This is a genomic window from Streptomyces sp. NBC_01142 (assembly GCF_026341125.1).
Taxonomy (GTDB): Bacteria; Actinomycetota; Actinomycetes; order Streptomycetales; family Streptomycetaceae; genus Streptomyces.
Map to the genome: position 1 here is coordinate 342,231 of NZ_JAPEOR010000002.1, position 20,768 is coordinate 362,998.

Genomic DNA, 20,768 nt, shown 5'->3' on the forward strand with positions numbered 1-20,768 from the left:
TCCTCACCTCCTCCAAGGGGAGCTGGACGCTTCCTGACCCTACCTGGGTGGGTGGTGATTGAAACCCCTAGATCACAAAGACGGTAGAGGTGTGTCCGATCTTCACCCTTGCGCTCTCCCTCACGCCAGTGGAATACCCACCCATCAACATCGGAAAGCGGCCGGAGGTATCGTCGAAGTGTTCAACACCCGTCAGAGCTGGCGCGACTTGCTTCACATTGCTACACCCGACGAAGGAAATGGCAGGAGATATGACCGTGCAGCACGAGGCCCCCACCGACGGCATCGGGGAGGCTCTGGAGGTCTGGATCGACCAGGACCTCTGCACCGGGGACGGGATCTGTGCCCAGTACGCCCCCGAGGTCTTCGAGCTCGACATCGACGGGCTCGCGTACGTCAAGGGCACCGAGGACGAACTGCTGCAGAACCCGGGCGCCACAACGCCTGTTCCGCTGCCGCTCCTGACGGATGTCGTGGACTCCGCGAAGGAGTGCCCGGGCGACTGCATTCATGTGCGACGCGTTTCGGACAGGGTCGAGGTCTACGGCCCCGACGCGGAGTGACGGATCACACACTCCGCGCTTGCGCCGGGGTGGTGCGGACGAACTTCCCGCCCTGCCACTGCCACTTGACCTTCTCCTGCCGGTCGGGACAGCAGCGCGGCACCTCGGGCGAGGAGTAGCCGAGCAGGGTCGCCGTGACGACTCCGTCACGTACGGCGACGTCGGCGACGCTCATCTTCTGCGCGGGCTCCACCAGCGTCGCGACGACGCGGGGCACCGCTCCCCCGGCACGGGTCAGTACGTAGACGCCGCTCGGCGGGGTGCCGGAGCCGGCGTCACAGCGGGCCACCGCGACGGTCTCGGGGCTGCCGTCGCCGTCGAGGTCGCCGGAGGCCTTCTTGGTCACCACGCTCTTCGCACCGCCGCATTCGAGCGGGAACAGGACACCGGCGGGATCGGGCGCGGGAGCCGCGGCGGTAGCCGTCTGCGGCGGGGAGCCGGGCTGGGAGGCGGTGGCGGCCTCGGGCTGCAACAGCCCCGCACCTGCGACGACCGCGGCCATCGCCGCCGCCGTGGCGAGCCAGTGCACCGGGCGGGCGTGGGTGTGCGCGAGGTCCGGTACGGCAGAGGTCTGCACGCGGGATGTCTCCTGTGAAGGGCGGTGCCGACGGGGGTGGCTCGCATCGTGCCATATGTCACAACGCTGCGGAACAGCGGGGTCCGTAAGTCTGATGTAAAGAAAGTGCGCTCATCGTGCGGTCAACGCAAGGACGCCGCCGTCGAGTTCTCCCTGGTGAAACGGGAACTCGGCGGCGGCGTCGGTGCGTTGTGCGGGAGTCAGCCCTTATTGGGACCGTCGTAGTCCTCGCCGTACGCACCCTTGGCGGGACGACGGCGGCGCATCGGGGGCTCCACACCGTCCGCGAGACGACGGGCGGTGACGAGGAAGCCGGTGTGGCCGATCATCCGGTGGTCCGGGCGGACGGCCAGGCCTTCGACGTGCCAGTTGCGGATCATCGACTCCCAGGGCTGCGGCTCGGCGAAGCATCCGACCTCACGGATGGACTCCACGGTCCGTGCCAGCTGGGTGGTGGTCGCGACGTAGCAGCAGAGGATGCCGCCGGGCACCAGCGCCTTGGAGACGGCCTCCAGGCACTCCCAGGGGGCGAGCATGTCCAGGATCACGCGGTCGACGTCGGCGTCGGTCAGGTTGTCCTGAAGGTCGCCGACGGTCAGCTGCCAGGCCGGGTGCGGACCGCCGAAGTAGCGCTCCACGTTCTGCTGGGCGATCTCGGCGAAGTCCTCGCGGCGCTCGTAGGAGTGGAGCATGCCGTGGTCCCCGATGGCGCGCAGCAGGAAGCTGCTGAGCGAGCCGGAACCCACCCCCGCCTCGACGACGCGCGCGCCGGGGAAGATGTCGGCGAAGGCCAGGATCTGCCCCGCGTCCTTGGGGTAGACCACGGCGGCACCGCGGGGCATGGACAGGACATAGTCGGGGAGCAGGGGGCGCAGCGCGAGGTAGGCGACGTTTCCCGTGGTACGGACAACACTGCCCTCGGGAGCACCGATCAGCTCGTCGTGGGGGAAGGAACCCTTGTGGGTGTGGAAATTCTTCCCGGCCTCGAGCGTGAACGTGTAGTGGCGTCCCTTGGGGTCGGTGAGCTGGACCTGGTCCCCGACCTTGAAGGGCCCACGTCGGCGGGCGGCACCGGTCGGTTCGGACATGTGACCAGCCTACCGGGCCCCGCCGACCGCCAGGACCACGCCTGCGGTGTGGGCCGGTGAGCCCTCCGCCTCACCGGCCTGCGTACTCCCCCCGGCGAGTGGGCCGCCACCTCACCGACCCCCCGTGAAACTGTCGGCGAGTGAACCGAAGGGCGCGCGGCTGTCGAAAGAGAGAACGCGCCAGGGCCGCGAGGAACGAGTGGTCGAGCACGATCGACCGTCGACAGTCGCTCAAAGCGCCCGGAGGCGAACCGACCCCCTAGGAAGACGGCCTTGCCATGGCGGCCACGAAGGCGCGCTCCACGTCGGCCGTGGACAGGACGCCGTAGATCTCGCCCGTCTCCTCGACCACGAGGTACTCGGTCGCCGGGGAGGACCTGAGCCTCTCGAGGAGTGCCTCGCCCGCGAGTTCGGCCGACACCTTCATGCCTTCGGTGAGCTCCTGGGCGAGGCCGCTGACGGCCACCCAGGGGCGGCGGTGCTCGGGGACGCCGACGATGGCCGCCTCGCGGACCAGGGCCTTCGGGTCGCCGTGACCGTCGACGACTACCAGGGCACGGGCGCCGGCCTCGTTGGCGCGGCGCAGGGCCTCGGAGAGCGGGGTGTCGGACTCGACGGGGACGGCACGTCTGGTGAGCGTGCGGGCCTCGAGCTCCGGGAGGTGTTCACGCAGCCGCGCCATGCGCAGGCTGTTGCCGGCCCCGGTCCAGATGATCGCGGCGAGGATCGCGGCGAGCAGCGCGTCCATGACGGTCTCCATGCCGCCGATGTCCTCGGTCGCGTTGCCGAGTGCGCCGGTGTGGGTGAGCAGCGGGAGTCCGATCAGGACGGCGACGGCGAGCGCGCGGCCGACCCAGGCAGCCGCGACGGTACCTGCCATCGGCTTGCCGGTGATCTTCCAGACGACGGCGCGCAGCATCCGGCCGCCGTCCAGCGGCAGACCGGGAAGCAGATTGAACGCGGCGACGATGAGATTGGAGATCATCAGCCCGGCGAGCAGCACCCCGGGGACGGTGCCGGGATCGACGGCCTTCATCCCGAGGTAGAAGACGCCGGACAGAACGAGGGAGAGCAGTGGTCCGACGAAGGCGAGGATGAATTCGCGGCCGGGGCTCTCGGACTCCTTCTCGATCTCCGAGACGCCGCCGAAGAACTGGAGCTGGATGCGGCGCACCGGAAGTTTGAAGCGCAGCGCGGCGACGGTGTGGGCCAGTTCGTGCACGAGCACGGAGGCGTAGAAGGCGACCGCGAAGAAGAGTGAGACGAGGTAGCGGGCTGCGCCCAGCTCGGGGAGCACGCGGTCGATCTGGTCGCCGAAGACCCAGGTGATGAGGGCGGCGACGATGAACCAGCTGGGGGCGACGTACACCGGCACACCGAAGGGTCGGCCCATCAGGATGCCGCCACCGGGGCCGTCGGAGCGCCGCGGCTTGCCGCCGTCGGGGTTCACTCCCCCCGTACCGGACTGCGGCCGCTCGCGCTCGCCGCTCGTGTCGTCCTCGTTCACGGGTCCCCTTCGTTGCGAATGCTTCACTCGCACGATCCTGCAGTGCGCGAGGGTCTGACGTCGATGGTATTCCGCTCGCTGTCAGTGGCGGGCCGTAGGGTCTGGGTCATGAGTACAAGTCAGCAGCCCACATCGCTGTCACCGTCGCGGGCGAGCGACTTCATGCAGTGTCCCCTGCTGTACCGGTTCCGGGTGATCGACAAGCTGCCGGAGAAGCCCAGTGAGGCAGCTACCCGCGGCACGCTGGTGCACGCCGTCCTGGAGCGGCTCTTCGACGACCCGGCGGCGGAGCGTACGGTTCCGCGGGCCAGGGCCATGGTTCCCGGCCAGTGGACCCGGCTGCTGGAGACGAAGCCGGAGCTGGCCGAGCTGTTCGCCGGGGATGCCGAGGGCGAGCGGCTGAAGGGCTGGCTGGGCGAGGCGGAGCAGCTGGTCGAGCGGTGGTTCTCGCTGGAGGACCCGACTCGCCTGGAGCCGGCCGAGCGCGAGATGTTCGTCGAGACGGAGCTGGAATCCGGGCTGCGGCTGCGCGGAGTCATCGACCGGGTCGACGTGGCGCCCACCGGCGAGGTGCGGATCGTCGACTACAAGACGGGGAAGGCTCCGCGCCCGGAGTACAGCGAGGGCGCGCTGTTCCAGATGAAGTTCTACGCGCTGGTGGTGTGGCGGCTGAAGGCCGTCGTTCCGCGGCGGCTTCAGCTGGTGTATCTGGGCAGCGGCGATGTGGTGACGTACGACCCGGTCCTGGCGGACCTGGAGCGCATGGAGCGCAAGCTGCTGGCGCTGTGGGAGGCGATCAGGCAGGCCACCGAGACGGGCGACTGGCGGCCGCGGCCGACCAAGCTGTGCGGCTGGTGCGACCACCAGGCAGTCTGTCCGGAATTCGGCGGCACTCCCCCGGTCTATCCGCTGAGCATTTCCCCGGCCGAGTCGGCAGAGGATGGCCAGGGCAGAATGGGCCCGGTCTAAACGAAGGAGTACCCGTGGCTATCCGCGTCCTACTGGTCGATGACCAACCGCTGCTGCGTACCGGTTTCCGGATGATCCTGGAGGCGGAGCAGGACCTCGCGGTCGTCGGCGAGGCCGGGGACGGCCTCCAGGCTCTCGACCAGGTGCGCGCGCTGCAGCCCGATGTGGTGCTGATGGACATCCGGATGCCGCGTATGGACGGGGTCGAGGCGACCCGGCAGATCACCGGGCCCGGCCGGGACGGTCCGGCGAAGGTGCTGGTGCTGACCACCTTCGACCTCGATGAGTACGTGGTGGAGGCGTTGCGCGCCGGGGCGAGCGGCTTCCTGCTCAAGGACGCGCCCGCCAATGAACTGGTGCAGGCGATCCGGGTGGTCGCGGCGGGCGAGGCGATGCTGGCGCCGAGCATTACGCGTCGGCTGCTCGACAAGTACGCGGACCATCTGCCGTCCGGCGACGAGCAGGTTCCGAACACGCTGCACACGCTGACCGAGCGTGAGGTGGAGGTGCTCAAGCTGGTCGCGCGGGGACTGTCCAACGCCGAGATCGCCGCGGATCTCTTCGTCAGTGAGACCACCGTGAAGACGCATGTGGGCCATGTGCTGACGAAGCTGAGTCTGCGCGACCGTGTGCAGGCCGCGGTGTACGCGTACGAGAGCGGTCTGGTGCGCCCCGGCGCCCAGTGAGCAGCCGGGGCGCCGGGGTCCTGGCCGACGGTCAGACCTTCTTGATCTCCCAGAACCGGAAGACGGTCGAGGCGTCCAGGGTCCACTCGAGACCGGTGACGGTGCCGTGGGCCACGGCGTACTGCTTGCCCTGCCAGAGCGGCAGGATCGGCAGTTCGGCCGCGACCAGGTCCTGGAGCTTGCCGTACAGCCGCTCGGTGGCGGACCGGTCGGCGAGGCCGGCGGTCTCGGGGAGGATCGAGTCGGTGATCTGCGTGTTCTCGTAGTAGTTTCCGAGGACGTTGCCCTGGCCGAAGAAGGGCTGTGTGAAGTTGTCGGCGTCGGGGTAGTCGGGGATCCAGCCCTTCACGTAGACGCCGTACTTCCCGGCCGCGATGTCCTTCTCGTACTGCTCGAAGCTGACCGACTTCACCGTCGCGTCGAACAGCCCGCTGTCGTTGAGCTGCTTGGCGATCGTCTTGAACTCCTGGTCGGTGGCCGGGCCGTAGCGGCTGGGCGTGGACCAGAGGGTGAGCTTCACCTTGTCGGTGATGCCGGCGTCGCGCAGTGCCTGCTTCGCACGTTCCGGCTGCGGGGAGCCGCCGTAGAGGTCGAAGAAGGCGGTGTTGTGACCGGTGACGCCGGCCGGGACGATCGAGTACAGCGGGGTCGCGGTGGACTGGTAGACGTCCCGGACCAGGGCGTCGCGGTCGATGAGATGGGCGATGGCCTTGCGCACCCCGAGCTTGCCGACGACCGGGTGCTTGACGTTGAAGACCAGGTGCTGCACCTCTGCGCTGGTTCCCTCGACGACCTCGATGCCCTGGTCGTCGGCCGAGGCCGAGCCGTGGAGTTCGGCGATGTCGTCCGCCGGCAGTCCTCGGTAGGCGACGTCGACCTGGCCTTCACCGAGCGCGGATGCCAGCGCCTTCTGGTCGCTGTGGAAGAACTTCAGGGTGACGCCCGAGTTCTGCGCCTTGGCGGTGCCCTTGTAGTCGGAGTTGATCGAGAAGCCCGCCTCGTCCTTGCCGTACGAATCAAGCTTGTACGGGCCCGAGCCGACGGCCTTGCCGTCGGTGCGCAGGGCGTCGGCCTGGTACTCGCGGTGGTCAACGATGGAGCCGGCACCCGAGGCGATCTTGCTCGGGAAGGTGGCGTCGGGGACCTTCAGCTCAAAGACGACGGTCTTCTCGTCCGGCGTCTTGATCTTGTCGATGGTGGAGAGCAGAGGCATGGGGCCCGCGTCGCTGGCGATCTTCTGCACACGCTCGAAGGAGAACTTCACGTCCTCCGACGTCAGGCTGTTGCCGTTGCTGAACTTCAGCCCGTCGCGCAGTGTGCAGCGGTAGACCGTGCTGCCGCCCTTGTCGAAGGTGCAGCTCTCGGCCGCCTCCGGCTCCGGGGTGGAACTGCCCTTGGGGAAGCTCATCAGCGACTGGAAGACGTTGTTGAACAACAGCCAGGAACCCGGGTCGTAGCCTGCCGCCGGGTCGGTGGCCAGGATCTCGTCCGACATTCCTATGACCAGCGAGTTGGTGTCGCCGGCGTCAGCGCCATCCTTCTGGGTGCCACAGCCGCTCAACAGACCGGCCGCCAGCCCCGCCGCGAGCGGGGCCGTCAGCCACTTGTTACGTGCCTTCACAGAACCGTGCCTCTGTTCTCTTTACCGGCGGTCGGCGATCTGCCCCGCCGAATGCCGTACGGGTCAGGCGGTGCCGCGGCCCAGCTCCCACAGCTGAAGGTCCGAGCTGGAGTTGAGCGCCCACTCGACGCCGGTCACATCGCTGCGGGCGGCGACGTACTGCTTGCCCTGCCACAGCGGCAGCACGGGGACGTCGCGGGCGACGATCTCCTGCATCTTCGTGAAGGCCTGGGACGCCGCGGTGCGGTCCGACTCGCGCCGCGACTGCGGGATGAGCGAACGCGCCACATCACTCGCATACGGGCTGTTGAGGAAGTTGCCCTTGTCCAGGAACGGGGCGATGTAGTTGTCCGGGTCCGGGAAGTCGGGGAACCAGCCCAGTCCGTAGACCGCGTAGTCGCCGGCCTTCTGGGCGGGGCGGAACTTCTCCCACTCGGCGCCCTCGATGGAGACGTCGAACAGCTTGGTCGCGTTCAGCTGGTCCCGGAGCGCCTCGAACTCCTTGGCCGTGCCCTCGCCGTAGTGGTCGGTCGTGTAGTGGAGCTTCAGCTTGACCGGCGTGGTGATGTTGGCGTCACCGAGGATGGCCGCGGCCTTCTTGGGGCTCGGGTCGCCGTACTTGTTGTAGAAGGAGTTGGTGTGCGCGGCGATGCTCGTCGGGATGAGCGAGTAGAGCGGCTCGGCAGTGGCGCCGTACACCTGACCGGCGATCTGGCCGCGGTCGACGACGGCCGCCATGGCCTGTCGGACCGCCTTGCTCTTCACCGACGGGTCGTTGGTGTTGAAGGCGAGGTAGCGGATCTCCAGGCCGGGCATCTCGGTGAGCTCGATGCCCTCCTTCGGGTTCTCGGAGAGATCCTTGATCTGCTCGGGCGACATCGCGCGGGTCATCATGTCGATGTCACCGGACTCGAGAGCCTTGCCCATGGACTCGGAGTCCGGGAACGACCGCAGCTCGATCCTGTCGTTGTGGACCTTGAGATCGCCCTTGTATTCGGGGTTCTTGCTGAAGACAACCTTGGAGATCTGGTTGTCCCGGGTCTCGGCCCTCATGGTGTACGGGCCGGAGCCGTCGATCTCAAAGCCCTCGCGGAGCTGCTTCGCGGCGTACTTCTTCTTGCTCACGATGCCGGCGGCGGGCGTCGAGAGCTTGTACGGGAAGGTCGCGTCGGGCGTGGAGAGGTGGAAGACCACCTCGTCGCCGTTGGCCTCGATGGTGTCGATGTTCGAGAGCAGGGCCGCCGTGCCGTTGTCGGCGTCGATGTCCAGCACGCGCTCGATGGAGAACTTGACGTCCTCGGCGGTCACGGGGGTGCCGTCGGCGAACTTCAGCCCGCTGCGCAGCTTGCAGCGGTAGCTCTCGCTCGCGTTGTCCGTGAACGTGCAGGACTGGGCCGCGTCGGGCACCGGCTCGCCGCCACCGCGCGGCGAGTGCATCAGCGTCTGCACGGTCTGGCGGAGGACGTTCCAGGCACCGGTGTCGTACGCATAGGCCGGGTCGAGGGGCGCGGGGGCGTCCTTGGTGGCGGTGAACTGGTCCGTGGTGCCCACGACAATGGCATCACCGCTGCCGGACCCGCCGTCCGTCGCGCCGCAGGCGACGAGCACGGGCGCGAGCAGACCGACCACGGCCGGCAGCACCAGAGTCTTGCGGTTCATCCTGGACGTTCTCCTCATCCGGCACTGGGATACAGCGTTGTCACGGGGCACTCCGTCACGGCCGCCCGTTCGGAGCGGTGCGATCGGGCCGGGGATACAGAGCGATCGGCACTGTGTTCCCAATGGCTGGGTGGCCGTCGAGACGCGTCGGTGATGGCGACGAAGTTCTCGCGACGAGATTAGTCGGCAACGCCAGGAAAGCGTGACCGAGCCCTAGTTGAGGGGTAATCGCTGAGTGATCAGTAATACCTGTGAGTGGATGGTCATGCCGCGGAATGATTCGTACACCACGCCACCAATACGGACACATGGGTCCGCCCGGCACCCCTTGGGCGAGGTACCGGGCGGTCCAGACAAACCTCGACAACACCACGCACGGTGACGAACGTCACGCCGCGCATTCGCGTCGCGGAGCCTTGGCAATCAGCGGGCGGACATCACCGAAATCGAACAATCGTTGCCCCGAGTTTCCCTTGCATTCAAGAAACACGGACAGTGCACGCATCAGTTCATTGCGGTGATCAGGCTGCGTAGAAAAACAAGGTCGACTTCTTCGAGCGACCTGACGACCACCCGGCCGTCGGCGGGCGCGATCGGCGCCACGGAGGGCACCGCCACCACCCGGCAGCCCGCCGCCTCAGCGGCCGCGACACCGGTCGCCGTGTCCTCGACGACCGCACATCTCGCCGGTTCGGCGCCGAGCCCCTGGGCCGCAATCAGATACGGGTCGGGGTGCGGCTTCGTACGCGGCACCTCGTCGCCCGCCACCGACAGCGCGAAGTGCTGGGGGCCCAGCGAGGCCAGGACACGGTCGATGATGCGCCGGTGGGAGGCGGAGACCAGTGCGGTGGGCACATTGTGCGCGGCCAGCTCGGCGAGCAGCCGGGCGGCGCCCGGCATGAGCGGCACACCCCTGCTGATGCGGTCCTCGAACCGGTCGTTGAGCAGCACGGTCAGCTCCAAGAGCGAGATGTCCGCGCCGGTGGCCTCGATGAGATAGCCGGCACTGCGCGTCATGGGACCGCCCACCACCACGTCCCGCCATGATTCGTCGAGGTCATGGCCGAGGTCGGCGAAGACCTCCACCTCCGCGTCCCACCAGAATCCTTCGGTGTCCACGAGGGTGCCGTCCATGTCGAGAAAGACCGCCTGCAGGGCAGAGCCTTCGGCCGAACGGGTCAAGGACGCGGGGACCGTACTGGTCATCCGGCACACCTCCATGAGGGACGAGAAGGCCGGCCACCTTCTCCCCACGGTGCTACCGCTGGGACAGGCGACCGGCCTGCACTGGACCGACCAGTGTACGACTCGTACGACTAACGTGCGTTGAAGTACTTGGCTTCGGGGTGGTGGATGACGATGGCGTCGGTGGACTGTTCGGGGTGGAGCTGGAATTCCTCGGAGAGCTGGACCCCGATCCGTTCGGGCTGGAGCAGGTCGGCGATCTTCGCGCGGTCCTCCAGGTCCGGACACGCTCCGTATCCGAGGGAGAAACGGGCGCCCCGGTACTTCAGGGCGAACATGTCCTCCACGTCGGCGGGGTCCTCGCCGGCGAAGCCGAGCTCGGAGCGGACCCGGGCGTGCCAGTACTCGGCCAGGGCTTCGGCCAGCTGCACGGACAGGCCGTGCAGTTCGAGGTAGTCGCGGTAGGCGTCGGCCTCGAAGAGCTCGGCGGTGGCCTCTCCGATCTTCGAGCCGACGGTGACGACCTGCAGGCCCACCACGTCCCTCTCGCCTGATTCCTCGGGACGGAAGTAGTCCGCCAGGCAGAGCCGGCGCCCGCGCCGCTGACGCGGGAAGGAGAAACGGGTCCGCTCGGAGCCGTCGTCGTTGAGCAGGATCAGATCCTCACCCTTGGACACACAGGGGAAGTAGCCGTAGACGACCGCTGCTTCCAGCATGTTGCCGGTGTGGAGCTGGTCCAGCAAGCCACGCAGCCGCGGCCGGCCCTCGCTCTCGACGAGGTCTTCATAGCTCGGCCCGCCCGCACGGGCCTGCTTGAGACCCCACTGGCCCTTGAACAGTGCGCCCTCATCCAGCCAGGACGCATACTCCTTCAGCTGGATACCCTTGATCACCCGCGTTCCCCAGAACGGCGGGAGGGGCACCGGATTGTCGACCGCCACATCCGAGCGGCCACCACCGTCGGGCTCACTGACCTGAAGCAGCGGCGCATCACGCCTGGCCACCCGGCGCTGCTTCAGTTCGGGCAGCACAGCCCCCGGGACACCGCGTTTGACCGCGATCAGGGCATCCATCAGCCGCAGACCCTCGAACGCGTCACGGGCGTAGCGGACTTCGCCCTCGTAGATTTCGTGGAGGTCCTGTTCGACATAGGCGCGGGTCAGTGCCGCGCCGCCCAGGATGACGGGGTAGTCGGCGGCCATCTTGCGCTGGTTCAGCTCCTGAAGGTTCTCCTTCATGATGACGGTGGACTTCACCAGCAGACCGGACATGCCGATCACATCCGCACGGTGTTCCTCGGCCGCCTCCAAGATCGCGGAGACCGGCTGCTTGATACCGAGGTTGACGACGTTGTAGCCGTTGTTGGACAGAATGATGTCGACGAGGTTCTTCCCGATGTCATGGACATCCCCGCGGACCGTGGCCAGCACGATCGTGCCCTTGCCCTCCGCGTCGGACTTCTCCATGTGCGGCTCCAGGAAAGCCACCGCGTTCTTCATCACCTCCGCCGACTGAAGAACGAACGGCAGCTGCATCTGACCGGAGCCGAACAGCTCACCGACAACCTTCATCCCCTCCAGCAGGGTGTCGTTCACGATGGCCAGCGCCGGCCTCGACTGCAGGGCCTCCTCCAGATCCGCCTCCAGACCGTTCTTCTCACCATCGATGATCCGCCGCTTGAGACGCTCCTCCAGCGGCAGCGCCATCAGCTCCTCGGCCTTGCCCGCCTTCATCGACTTCATGTTGACGCCCTCGAAAAGCTCCATGAGCTTCTGCAAGGGGTCATAACCCTCCGCACGGCGGTCGTAGATCAGATCGGAGGCGACCTTGACCTGCTCCTCCTCCAGCCGCGCAATCGGCAAAATCTTGGACGCATGCACGATCGCGGAATCCAGACCGGCCTTCACACACTCATCCAGGAACACCGAGTTCAGCACCACACGCGCAGCCGGATTCAGACCGAAGGAAATATTCGACAGACCCAGCGTGGTCTGCACATCAGGATGACGCCGCTTCAGCTCACCGATCGCCTCGATCGTGGCGATACCGTCCTTACGGGACTCCTCCTGACCCGTGCAGATCGTGAACGTCAGACAGTCGATCAGAATGTCCGACTCATGCACACCCCAGTTACCCGTCAGATCCTCAATCAGCCGCTCCGCGACAGCAACCTTGTGCTCGACCGTGCGGGCCTGGCCCTCCTCATCAATGGTCAGCGCGATCAGCGCCGCACCATGCTCCCGCGCCAGAGCCGTCACCCTCGCAAACCGCGACTCCGGCCCGTCCCCGTCCTCATAATTGACCGAGTTGATGACCGCACGCCCGCCCAGCTTCTCCAACCCCGCCCGCAACACCGGCAGTTCCGTCGAATCCAGCACAACCGGCAACGTCGAAGCAGTCGCGAACCGGCCCGCCAGCTCCTCCATGTCCGCCACACCATCACGGCCGACATAGTCCACACACAGATCCAGCATGTGCGCACCCTCACGGATCTGATCCCGCGCCATCTCCACACAATCGTCCCAGCGGCCCTCAAGCATCGCCTCCCGGAACTTCCTGCTGCCATTGGCGTTGGTCCGCTCACCGATCGCCATATACGCCGTGTCCTGACGGAACGGCACACTCTGATACAACGACGCAGCACCCGGCTCCGGACGCGGATCCCGCACCGTGGGCACCACACCACGCACCCGCTCCACCACCTGCCGCAAATGCTCCGGCGTCGTACCGCAGCACCCCCCCACCAACGACAGCCCGTACTCCCGCACAAACGTCTCCTGCGCATCCGCCAGCTCACCCGCCGACAACGGATAATGCGCACCATCACGACCCAGCACCGGCAGCCCCGCATTGGGCATACACGACAACGGCACACGCGAATGCCGCGCCAGATACCGCAGATGCTCACTCATCTCCGCCGGACCCGTCGCACAGTTCAGACCGATCATGTCGATCCCCAACGGCTCCAACGCCGTCAACGCCGCACCGATCTCCGAACCAAGCAGCATCGTCCCCGTCGTCTCCACCGTCACCGAACAGATCAACGGCAGACTCACACCCATCACATCCAACGCCCGGCGGGCACCCAGCACCGCCGCCTTCGTCTGCAACAGATCCTGCGTCGTCTCCACCAGCAACGCATCCGCACCACCAACGATCATGCCCTCAGCATTCTGCTGATACGCATCCCGCAACGTCACATACGGCGCATGCCCCAACGTCGGCAGCTTCGTCCCCGGCCCCATCGAACCCAGCACCCACCGCTGCCGCCCCGACGAAAGGGTGAACTCATCCGCCACCTCACGCGCAATCCGCGCCCCCGACTCCGACAGCTCGAACACCCGCTCAGGAATGTCGTACTCCGCCAACGCCGCAAAGTTCGTACCGAACGTGTTCGTCTCCACACAGTCCACACCCACAGCGAAATACGCCGCATGCACCGACCGCACAATGTCCGGACGCGTCACATTCAGAATCTCGTTACAACCCTCAAGATTCTCGAAATCCTCCAACGACGGATCCTGCGCCTGAAGCATCGTGCCCATCGCACCATCAGCCACCACCACACGAGTGGCAAGCGCCTCACGAAGAGCGTCGATACGGGTCCGGCTGTCAGCGGAAGGGTTCGGCGACGGGGCCATGGATGTACTCCCAGGGATGCGACGGCTGTCGGCTTTGCGCCTTCCGGTAGAGGGCGCACGGAGCCACAGTAGCCGGGCGGGCCGTCCGTGGGTGGGGGCGTCCCACGGGGCGGACGGCATTCTGTCGTCCATGGTGTCTGATGATCTTCGGCGATGCAGTCTGACTCAACGGTGACCAAGGTCGACATCGACCGATAGTGTTCAGCATTGTCGAACTGCAGCAGAGGAGAAGGGGCCGCTTCGATGGCGAAAAACATCCAGTCGCTCGAGCGGGCAGCAGCGATGCTGCGACTGCTCGCGGGCGGAGAGCGCCGTCTGGGCCTGTCCGACATCGCGTCCTCACTGGAGCTGGCCAAGGGCACGGCCCACGGCATCCTGCGCACGCTCCAGGCAGAGGGCTTCGTCGAGCAGGATCCGGCATCAGGCCGCTACCAGCTGGGCGCCGAGCTGTTGCGGCTCGGAAACAGCTATCTGGACGTGCACGAGCTGCGCGCCCGCGCCCTTGTCTGGACGGACGATCTGGCCCGCTCCAGCGGTGAGAGCGTGCACCTCGGGGTGCTGCACCAGCAGGGCGTACTCGTCATCCACCACGTCTTCCGCCCCGACGACAGCCGTCAGGTCCTGGAGGTGGGAGCCATGCACCCACTGCACTCCACCGCCCTGGGCAAGGTGCTGTCCGCGTACGACCCGGTGGCACACACCCAAGTGACCGAGATCGAGCGCACGGAGTTCACGCCCCGGACCGTCACCGGCCTGGAGGCATTCGAGGCGGTGCTCGACCACACCCGCGCGCGCGGGTGGGCAGCCGACGTGGAGGAGACCTGGGAGGGTGTCGCCTCGGTGGCCGCGCCCATCCACGACCGGCGGCGGATGCCGGTCGGCGCCGTCGCCATCACCGGTGCGGTGGAGCGGGTCTGCGACCGGGAAGAGCTGCGTTCCGAGCTGATCGCGGCGGTACGGGACTGCGCCCGCGCCGTCTCCAGGGATCTCGGCGCCGGACGCTTCTGAGGCATTTGTCCAACCATCGGTAACGAATCAGCTTTCGGCCACTCAACCCTTGACGTCGTGTTAACCCGGGGGCAAAACTTCCGTTCATCGGTCGGCATTGTCGAACACCTACCGGCAATACGCGTTAGAGTGTTCGGCGGTGCCAAGGGCCGGTAACGCCCTCACCTGAGGGCGCGGACCACCGGAGGGACCCGGGGTTCGCCTTCCCCTGGACGAAGGACAAAGGAGTCGCGGGTGTCCAGCTCCGACATCTTCATCGGCGAGATCATTGGTACCGCCGTACTCATCCTGCTCGGCGGTGGCGTCGTCGCCGCCGTCGTACTCAAGCGCTCGAAGGCGCAGAACGCCGGCTGGCTGGCAATCACCTTCGGGTGGGGCTTCGCGGTCATGACCGCGGTCTACATGACGGGCACGCTGTCCGGAGCCCACCTCAACCCGGCGGTCACCGTCGGTATCGCGATCAAGGACGGGGACTGGAGCAACGTTCCGGTCTACTTCGCCGGACAGCTGCTGGGCGCCGCGATCGGCGCCGCCCTGGTCTGGATCGCGTACTACGGACAGTTCCAGGCCCACCTCACGGACCCGGAGATCATCTCCGCGGCGCCGCACGAGGAAGGCATGGTCAGCGAGCCGTCCGCTCCGAAGGCCGGTCCGGTGCTCGGTGTCTTCTCCACCGGTCCGGAGGTCCGCAATGTGGCACAGAACCTCGCCACCGAGATCATCGGCACCGTTGTGCTCGTGCTCGCGGTCCTGACACAGGGCCTCAACAACAGCGGCAAGGGTCTCGGCCCCATCGGCGCGCTGATCACCGCGTTCGTCGTCGTCGGTATCGGCCTCTCGCTCGGCGGCCCGACCGGTTACGCGATCAACCCGGCCCGTGACCTCGGCCCGCGCATCGTGCACGCCCTGCTGCCGCTGCCCAACAAGGGCGGCTCGGACTGGGGCTACGCCTGGATACCCGTCGTCGGTCCGCTGATAGGCGGCGCCCTCGCAGCGGGTATCTACAACCTCGCGTTCGCCTGAGCCGATCTTCCCGAGACCTCGCAGGAGCACTCCGTGACCGACGCACACACCACCGGCCCCTTCATCGCGGCCATCGACCAGGGCACCACCTCCAGCCGGTGCATCGTCTTCGACAAGGACGGCCGGATCGTCTCCGTCGACCAGAAGGAGCACGAGCAGATCTTCCCGAAGCCGGGCTGGGTGGAGCACGACGCCGCCGAGATCTGGACGAACGTCCAGGAGGTCGTCGACAGCGCCATCGCCAAGGCCGGCATCACCTCCGCCGACGTCAAGGCGATCGGCATCACCAACCAGCGCGAGACCACGCTGCTCTGGGACAAGAACACCGGCGAGCCCGTCCACAACGCCATCGTCTGGCAGGACACCCGCACCGACGCCCTCTGTAAGGAACTCGGTCGCAACGTCGGCCAGGACCGCTTCCGCCGCGAGACCGGACTGCCGCTGGCCTCCTACTTCGCGGGCCCGAAGATCCGCTGGATGCTCGACAACGTCGAGGGTCTGCGGGAGCGTGCCGAGCGCGGCGAGATCCTCTTCGGCACCATGGACTCCTGGGTCATCTGGAACCTCACCGGCGGCACCGACGGCGGCGTGCACGTCACCGACGTCACCAACGCCTCGCGCACCATGCTGATGAACCTGCACGACCTCGAGTGGGACGAGAAGATCCTCCAGTCGATGGACGTGCCGGCAGCGGTGCTCCCGGAGATCCGTTCCTCTGCCGAGGTGTACGGCACGGCCAAGGGCGGCGCGCTCGCGGGCGTTCCGGTCGCCTCCGCGCTCGGTGACCAGCAGGCGGCCCTGTTCGGCCAGACCTGCTTCGCCGAGGGCGAGGCCAAGTCGACGTACGGCACCGGCACCTTCATGCTGATGAACACCGGTGGCGAGCCCGTCAACTCGTACAACGGCCTGCTGACGACCGTCGGATACCGCATCGGCGACCAGGCTCCGGTGTACGCCCTCGAGGGCTCGATCGCCGTCACCGGTTCGCTGGTGCAGTGGATGCGCGACCAGATGGGCCTGATCAACAGCGCCGCCGAGATCGAGACCCTGGCCTCCTCCGTCGAGGACAACGGCGGCGCGTACTTCGTGCCCGCCTTCTCCGGGCTCTTCGCCCCGTACTGGCGCTCCGACGCCCGCGGTGTGATCGCCGGCCTGACCCGCTATGTCACCAAGGCGCACATCGCGCGCGCCGTTCTCGAGGCCACTGCCTGGCAGACCCGCGAGATCACCGACGCCATGACCAAGGACTCCGGCGTCGAGCTGACCGCGCTCAAGGTCGACGGCGGCATGACCTCCAACAACCTGCTGATGCAGACCCTCTCGGACTTCCTGGACGCACCGGTGGTGCGCCCGATGGTCGCCGAGACGACCTGCCTCGGCGCCGCCTACGCCGCCGGCCTCGCCGTCGGCTTCTGGTCCAGCACCGACGAGCTGCGCGCCAACTGGCGTCGGGCCGCCGAATGGACCCCCCGCATGGACGCGGACACCCGCGACCGCGAGTACAAGAGCTGGCTCAAGGCCGTCGAGCGGACCATGGGCTGGATCGAGGACGAGGAGTAAGACGAGATGACCACCCTGCAGAGCGTCCCTGCCCTGGGGACGCACCCGGCCTCCGGCTCCCTGCCGAGCCGCGCCGAAACTCGGGAGCAGCTTTCCAAGGCGACGTACGACCTCCTGGTGATCGGCGGCGGCATCCTGGGCATCTCCACCGCCTGGCATGCGGCGCAGTCCGGGCTGCGGGTGGCTCTGGTGGACGCCGGCGACTTCGCCGGCGCCACCTCCTCCGCCTCCTCCAAGCTGCTCCACGGCGGTCTGCGCTATCTGCAGACCGGCGCGGTCAAGCTGGTCGCGGAGAATCACTTCGAGCGGCGTGCGGTGTCGCGGGACGTGGCCCCGCACCTGGCCAATCCGCTCACCTTCTACCTTCCGGTCTACAAGGGCGGACCGCACGGCGCCGCCAAGCTCGGCGCGGGCGTCTTCGCCTACTCTGCGCTCTCGGCCTTCGGTGACGGCGTCGGACATGTCATCTCCGCGGCCAAGGCGCAGCGCGATGTGCCCGAGCTGCGTACGGACAATCTGAAGGCCGTGGCCGTGTACGGCGACGACCAGATGAACGACTCGCGCATGGCCCTGATGACCGTGCGTGCGGCGGTCCAGGCCGGCGCCGCCGTCCTCAACCACGCCGAGGTCACCGGCCTGCGCTTCACCAAGGGCAGGGTCACGGGCGCGGAGCTCAAGGACCGCATGGACGGTACGGAGTTCGGTGTGAGCGCCCGTCTGGTGCTCAACGCCACCGGCCCGTGGGTCGACCACCTGCGCAGGATGGAGGACCCGAACGCGGCTCCGTCCATCCGTCTCTCCAAGGGCGCGCACCTGGTGCTCAAGCGCACCCGCCCCTGGAAGGCCGCGCTGGCGACCCCGATCGACAAGTACCGGATCACCTTCGCGCTGCCCTGGGAGGACATGCTCCTTCTGGGCACGACGGACGAGGAGTACGAGGGCGACCCGGCGGATGTCGCGGTCAACGAGAAGGACACGGCCCAGATCCTGGACGAGGCCGCGTTCTCCATCCGGGACCAGCAGCTGTCGCGCGATCTGATCACGTACTCCTTCGCCGGACTGCGGGTGCTGCCCGGCGGTCCCGGCGACACCTCGAAGGCCAAGCGGGAGACGGTCGTCTCCGAGGGCAGCGGCGGCATGCTGTCGGTGGCCGGCGGCAAGTGGACGACCTTCCGCCACATCGGCCGTACGGTGATGAACAAGCTGGCTGCCCTGCCGGGTCACCCGCTGGCGGACGACATGGAGCCGATCGCTTCGCTGCCGAAGAAGCTTCCGCTGCCCGGTATCGCCAACCCGAACGCGGTGGCCCACCGGCTGCTGATCGACGGTGGCACACCGGGACCGCGGATGGCGGCGGACACCGCCCGTCATCTGGCCACGCACTACGGCTCGCTGTCCTTCGACATAGCGCGCCTGGCCAACGACGACCCGGCGCTCGCCGAGCGGATTCACCCCGACGCCCCGGAGATCTGGGCGCAGGTCGTGTACGCGCGTGACCACGAGTGGGCCGAGACGGCGGACGATGTGCTGCGCCGCCGTACGACGCTGACCATCCGGGGTCTGGCGACGGACGGCATCAGGAGCAGGGTCGAGGACCTGCTCGGCAAGAAGAACTGACGGACCGGCGGTTCGGCGAAGGGGCGGTTCTCCCAGGCGGGAGAGCCGCCCCTTTCCGCTGCCACGCGGCCTTCATGCTGCCGCAATACCCGGCAGCGAGAGTGGAGGGATGCCCGCTCCGTTTCCGGCCGTACAGGGGACACCATGAGATTTTCCGTACTCTCCATCATCGGTCACGCCCCGCACCCGCTGACAGGTCAACTCCTCTCCCCCGCCGACCGGTTCGAGGAGGTGATCGAGACCGGCGTGGAGGCGGAACGGCTCGGCTTCGACGCGTACGCGATCGGCGAGCGGCACGCGGGCGCCTTTCTGTCGTCCAGTCCGACCGTGCTGCTGGGCGCCCTGGCCGCCCGAACGACCAGGATCAAACTCCTCACCGGTGTCACGGTCGTCGCGATCCTCGATCCCGTGCGGGTCGCCGAGGACTACGCGACGCTCGACCAGATATCGCGCGGCCGGATCGAGCTGGTCGTCGGCAAGGGCGCGGAGGCCGGGCACTTCGATCTCTTCGGGCTGGACGAGAAGCGGCAGTGGGATCTCCAGAAGGAGAAGTACGAACTGCTGCGCAGGCTGTGGAGCGAGGAGAACGTCGACTGGGCGGGTGAGTTCCGGCCGCCGCTGAAGAGTGTGACGACGGTGCCGCGCCCGTACGCCGGGCTGCCGCGGATCTGGCACGGCTCGGCCACCAGCCTCAACTCGCCCGAACTGGCGGCGCAGCACGGTGATCCGCTGTTCACCGCCAACGCCGTCCAGCCGCGGGAGGCGTACGCGAAGCTGATCGCCGAATACCGCAGGCGCTTCGAGGAGTACGGACACGATCCCGCGAACGCCCATGTGGCGGCGGGTTCGGGCGGGCTGCTGATCGCCGACTCCTCGCAGCAGGCGGTGGAGCGCTTCAAGGAGCTGTACGAGGCGAAGGTGTCGCAGAGTTTCCGGCCCCATCTGGAGGGCAGAGCCGGGTACAACACCCCGTTCCGCACGATCGAGGACGCCATCGCGAACGGGCCGCAGCTGATCGGCAGTCCGCAGCAGATCATCGACAAGATCCTCGGCTACCGCGAGGTGTACCGGCACGACCTCCAGTCGATCACGGTGGACGGTTTCGGGCTGAGCCGTGGTGAGCAGGTCGAGACACTCCGGCGGTTCGCGGAGGAGATCGCGCCAGTGGTGCGGAAGGAGGCACCGACCACACTCTGGGGCTGAGAGCCTGTCCCACCTGGATCGGCACCTTCACGGGCAGCGGGATCGCTGCTTGTCATGTGCGGTAAGCCGGTGGACCGTATCCGCATGGAACGGTGTGGCTGATACGGCGCTCCGGAACCGCATAATGGTGCTCAGACATCGGATGTCTGAGGAGCGAGGAGGCCTTCCATGGCAGTCACCGACGAGGCGATCGAGAAGATCAAGGGGATGATCGTCTCCGGTGCGCTGCGACCGGGCGACCGGCTGCCGAAGGAGAGCGAACTCGCCGCCGAGCTGGGCCTGTCCCGCAACTCGCTGCGCGAGGCGGTGCGCGCCCTGTCGCTCATCCGCATCCTCGACGTACGGCAGGGCGACGGCACCTATGTCACCAGCCTGGATCCGCAGTTGCTGCTGGAGGCGCTGAGCTTCGTCGTGGACTTCCACCGGGACGACACGGTCCTGGAGTTCCTTGCCGTGCGCCGCATCCTGGAGCCGGCCGCGACCGCGATGGCCGCCACCCGGATAAGCGAGAGTGAACTGGATGTGCTGAGCGCCCAGTTGGACGCGCTGGGGGCCGCACCCTCGGTGGAGGAGCTGGTCGCCGCCGACCTCGAATTCCACCGTGGCATCGTGCAGTCCTCGGGCAATTCGGTGCTCTGCTCGCTGCTGGACGGGCTCTCCGGGCCGACCACGCGGGCCCGGGTCTGGCGCGGACTGACCCAGGAGGACGCGGTCAGCCGCACGCTCCACGAGCACCGGGCGATCCTGTCGGCACTCCGCGACCGGGACGCGGAGGCGGCGCGGTCGTGGGCGACGGTGCATATCGCGAGCGTGGAGCAGTGGCTGAGGTCTTCGCTGTAGCGCTCCTTCCCGTAAGCGGGG

Annotated in this window: 16 protein-coding genes; 9 read left to right on the forward strand and 7 right to left on the reverse strand. The window is 67.5% G+C overall.

The annotated features are described in order from the left end of the window. Positions 1–251 precede the first annotated feature (251 nt). On the forward strand, positions 252–563 hold the full coding sequence (locus tag OG883_RS18940; protein WP_266542442.1) for a ferredoxin: 312 nt from the start codon (positions 252–254) through the stop codon (positions 561–563). A gap of 4 nt (positions 564–567) precedes the next feature. Here OG883_RS18940 and OG883_RS18945 read toward each other — a convergent pair whose 3' ends face one another. The 3 genes from OG883_RS18945 to OG883_RS18955 all read right to left on the reverse strand — a co-directional run bounded on the left by OG883_RS18945 (position 568) and on the right by OG883_RS18955 (position 3,735). After that, positions 568–1,140 carry a hypothetical protein gene (locus OG883_RS18945; RefSeq protein ID WP_266542444.1) on the reverse strand — a complete coding sequence of 191 codons (573 nt, stop codon included), beginning with the start codon at positions 1,138–1,140 and terminating at the stop codon, positions 568–570. A 200-nt stretch (positions 1,141–1,340) separates the two neighbouring features. Continuing rightward, on the reverse strand, positions 1,341–2,228 hold the full coding sequence (locus OG883_RS18950; RefSeq protein ID WP_266542446.1) for a tRNA (adenine-N1)-methyltransferase: 888 nt from the start codon (positions 2,226–2,228) through the stop codon (positions 1,341–1,343). 259 nt (positions 2,229–2,487) lie between these two features. Then, complete coding sequence (locus OG883_RS18955; protein ID WP_266542447.1) at positions 2,488–3,735, reverse strand: site-2 protease family protein; 1,248 nt, start codon at positions 3,733–3,735, stop codon at positions 2,488–2,490. Positions 3,736–3,843: 108 nt separating this feature from the next. Between OG883_RS18955 and OG883_RS18960 the strand changes: the two genes are divergently transcribed. Together OG883_RS18960 and OG883_RS18965 are read left to right on the forward strand one after the other, a co-directional pair. Beyond that, the gene (locus OG883_RS18960; RefSeq protein WP_266542448.1) at positions 3,844–4,704 is read left to right on the forward strand and encodes a RecB family exonuclease; all 861 of its coding nucleotides are present in this window, start codon (positions 3,844–3,846) and stop codon (positions 4,702–4,704) included. A gap of 14 nt (positions 4,705–4,718) precedes the next feature. Continuing rightward, positions 4,719–5,390: a response regulator transcription factor gene (locus OG883_RS18965; protein ID WP_266542453.1), complete on the forward strand. Its 672-nt coding sequence runs from the start codon at positions 4,719–4,721 to the stop codon at positions 5,388–5,390. Positions 5,391–5,421: 31 nt separating this feature from the next. Here the strand turns inward: OG883_RS18965 and OG883_RS18970 are convergent, their stop codons facing one another. From OG883_RS18970 to metH, 4 genes are all read right to left on the reverse strand, one after another. Next, positions 5,422–7,011 carry an ABC transporter substrate-binding protein gene (locus OG883_RS18970; protein ID WP_266542455.1) on the reverse strand — a complete coding sequence of 530 codons (1,590 nt, stop codon included), beginning with the start codon at positions 7,009–7,011 and terminating at the stop codon, positions 5,422–5,424. 63 nt (positions 7,012–7,074) lie between these two features. Further along, positions 7,075–8,670 (reverse strand): ABC transporter substrate-binding protein, encoded by a 1,596-nt coding sequence (locus OG883_RS18975; protein ID WP_266542457.1) that lies wholly within the window; start codon positions 8,668–8,670, stop codon positions 7,075–7,077. A gap of 504 nt (positions 8,671–9,174) precedes the next feature. After that, a complete protein-coding gene (locus OG883_RS18980) occupies positions 9,175–9,876 on the reverse strand; it encodes an HAD family phosphatase (protein WP_266542459.1) in 702 nt (233 codons plus the stop codon). A gap of 110 nt (positions 9,877–9,986) precedes the next feature. Beyond that, positions 9,987–13,496 carry a methionine synthase gene (gene metH / locus OG883_RS18985; protein WP_266542461.1) on the reverse strand — a complete coding sequence of 1,170 codons (3,510 nt, stop codon included), beginning with the start codon at positions 13,494–13,496 and terminating at the stop codon, positions 9,987–9,989. 243 nt (positions 13,497–13,739) lie between these two features. On the opposite strand from metH, the gene OG883_RS18990 reads away from it, so the two are divergent. The 6 genes from OG883_RS18990 (at position 13,740) to OG883_RS19015 (ending at position 20,747) form a co-directional block, all read left to right on the forward strand. Next, entirely contained in the window at positions 13,740–14,504 is a 765-nt protein-coding gene (locus OG883_RS18990; RefSeq protein WP_266542463.1) for an IclR family transcriptional regulator, read from the forward strand. Positions 14,505–14,738: 234 nt separating this feature from the next. After that, positions 14,739–15,527 carry an MIP/aquaporin family protein gene (locus tag OG883_RS18995; protein WP_266542465.1) on the forward strand — a complete coding sequence of 263 codons (789 nt, stop codon included), beginning with the start codon at positions 14,739–14,741 and terminating at the stop codon, positions 15,525–15,527. 33 nt (positions 15,528–15,560) lie between these two features. After that, positions 15,561–17,087 carry a glycerol kinase GlpK gene (gene glpK, locus OG883_RS19000; protein ID WP_266542467.1) on the forward strand — a complete coding sequence of 509 codons (1,527 nt, stop codon included), beginning with the start codon at positions 15,561–15,563 and terminating at the stop codon, positions 17,085–17,087. 6 nt (positions 17,088–17,093) lie between these two features. Next, positions 17,094–18,704: a glycerol-3-phosphate dehydrogenase/oxidase gene (locus tag OG883_RS19005; protein ID WP_266542472.1), complete on the forward strand. Its 1,611-nt coding sequence runs from the start codon at positions 17,094–17,096 to the stop codon at positions 18,702–18,704. Positions 18,705–18,848: 144 nt separating this feature from the next. After that, a complete protein-coding gene (locus tag OG883_RS19010; RefSeq protein ID WP_266542474.1) occupies positions 18,849–19,907 on the forward strand; it encodes an LLM class flavin-dependent oxidoreductase in 1,059 nt (352 codons plus the stop codon). Positions 19,908–20,075: 168 nt separating this feature from the next. Further along, positions 20,076–20,747 (forward strand): FadR/GntR family transcriptional regulator, encoded by a 672-nt coding sequence (locus OG883_RS19015; RefSeq protein WP_266542476.1) that lies wholly within the window; start codon positions 20,076–20,078, stop codon positions 20,745–20,747. The last annotated feature ends 21 nt before the right edge of the window (positions 20,748–20,768 follow it).

Bases quoted from the DNA above. Each gene is read 5' to 3' on its own strand.
- OG883_RS18940 (WP_266542442.1), top strand. From the start codon at position 252: ATGACCGTGCAGCACGAGGCCCCCACCGACGGCATCGGGGAGGCTCTG.
- OG883_RS18950 (WP_266542446.1), bottom strand. From the start codon at position 2,228: ATGTCCGAACCGACCGGTGCCGCCCGCCGACGTGGGCCCTTCAAGGTC.
- OG883_RS18960 (WP_266542448.1), top strand. From the start codon at position 3,844: ATGAGTACAAGTCAGCAGCCCACATCGCTGTCACCGTCGCGGGCGAGC.
- OG883_RS18975 (WP_266542457.1), bottom strand. From the start codon at position 8,670: ATGAACCGCAAGACTCTGGTGCTGCCGGCCGTGGTCGGTCTGCTCGCG.
- OG883_RS18980 (WP_266542459.1), bottom strand. From the start codon at position 9,876: ATGACCAGTACGGTCCCCGCGTCCTTGACCCGTTCGGCCGAAGGCTCT.
- metH (WP_266542461.1), bottom strand. From the start codon at position 13,496: ATGGCCCCGTCGCCGAACCCTTCCGCTGACAGCCGGACCCGTATCGAC.
- OG883_RS18990 (WP_266542463.1), top strand. From the start codon at position 13,740: ATGGCGAAAAACATCCAGTCGCTCGAGCGGGCAGCAGCGATGCTGCGA.
- OG883_RS19005 (WP_266542472.1), top strand. From the start codon at position 17,094: ATGACCACCCTGCAGAGCGTCCCTGCCCTGGGGACGCACCCGGCCTCC.
- OG883_RS19010 (WP_266542474.1), top strand. From the start codon at position 18,849: ATGAGATTTTCCGTACTCTCCATCATCGGTCACGCCCCGCACCCGCTG.
- OG883_RS19015 (WP_266542476.1), top strand. From the start codon at position 20,076: ATGGCAGTCACCGACGAGGCGATCGAGAAGATCAAGGGGATGATCGTC.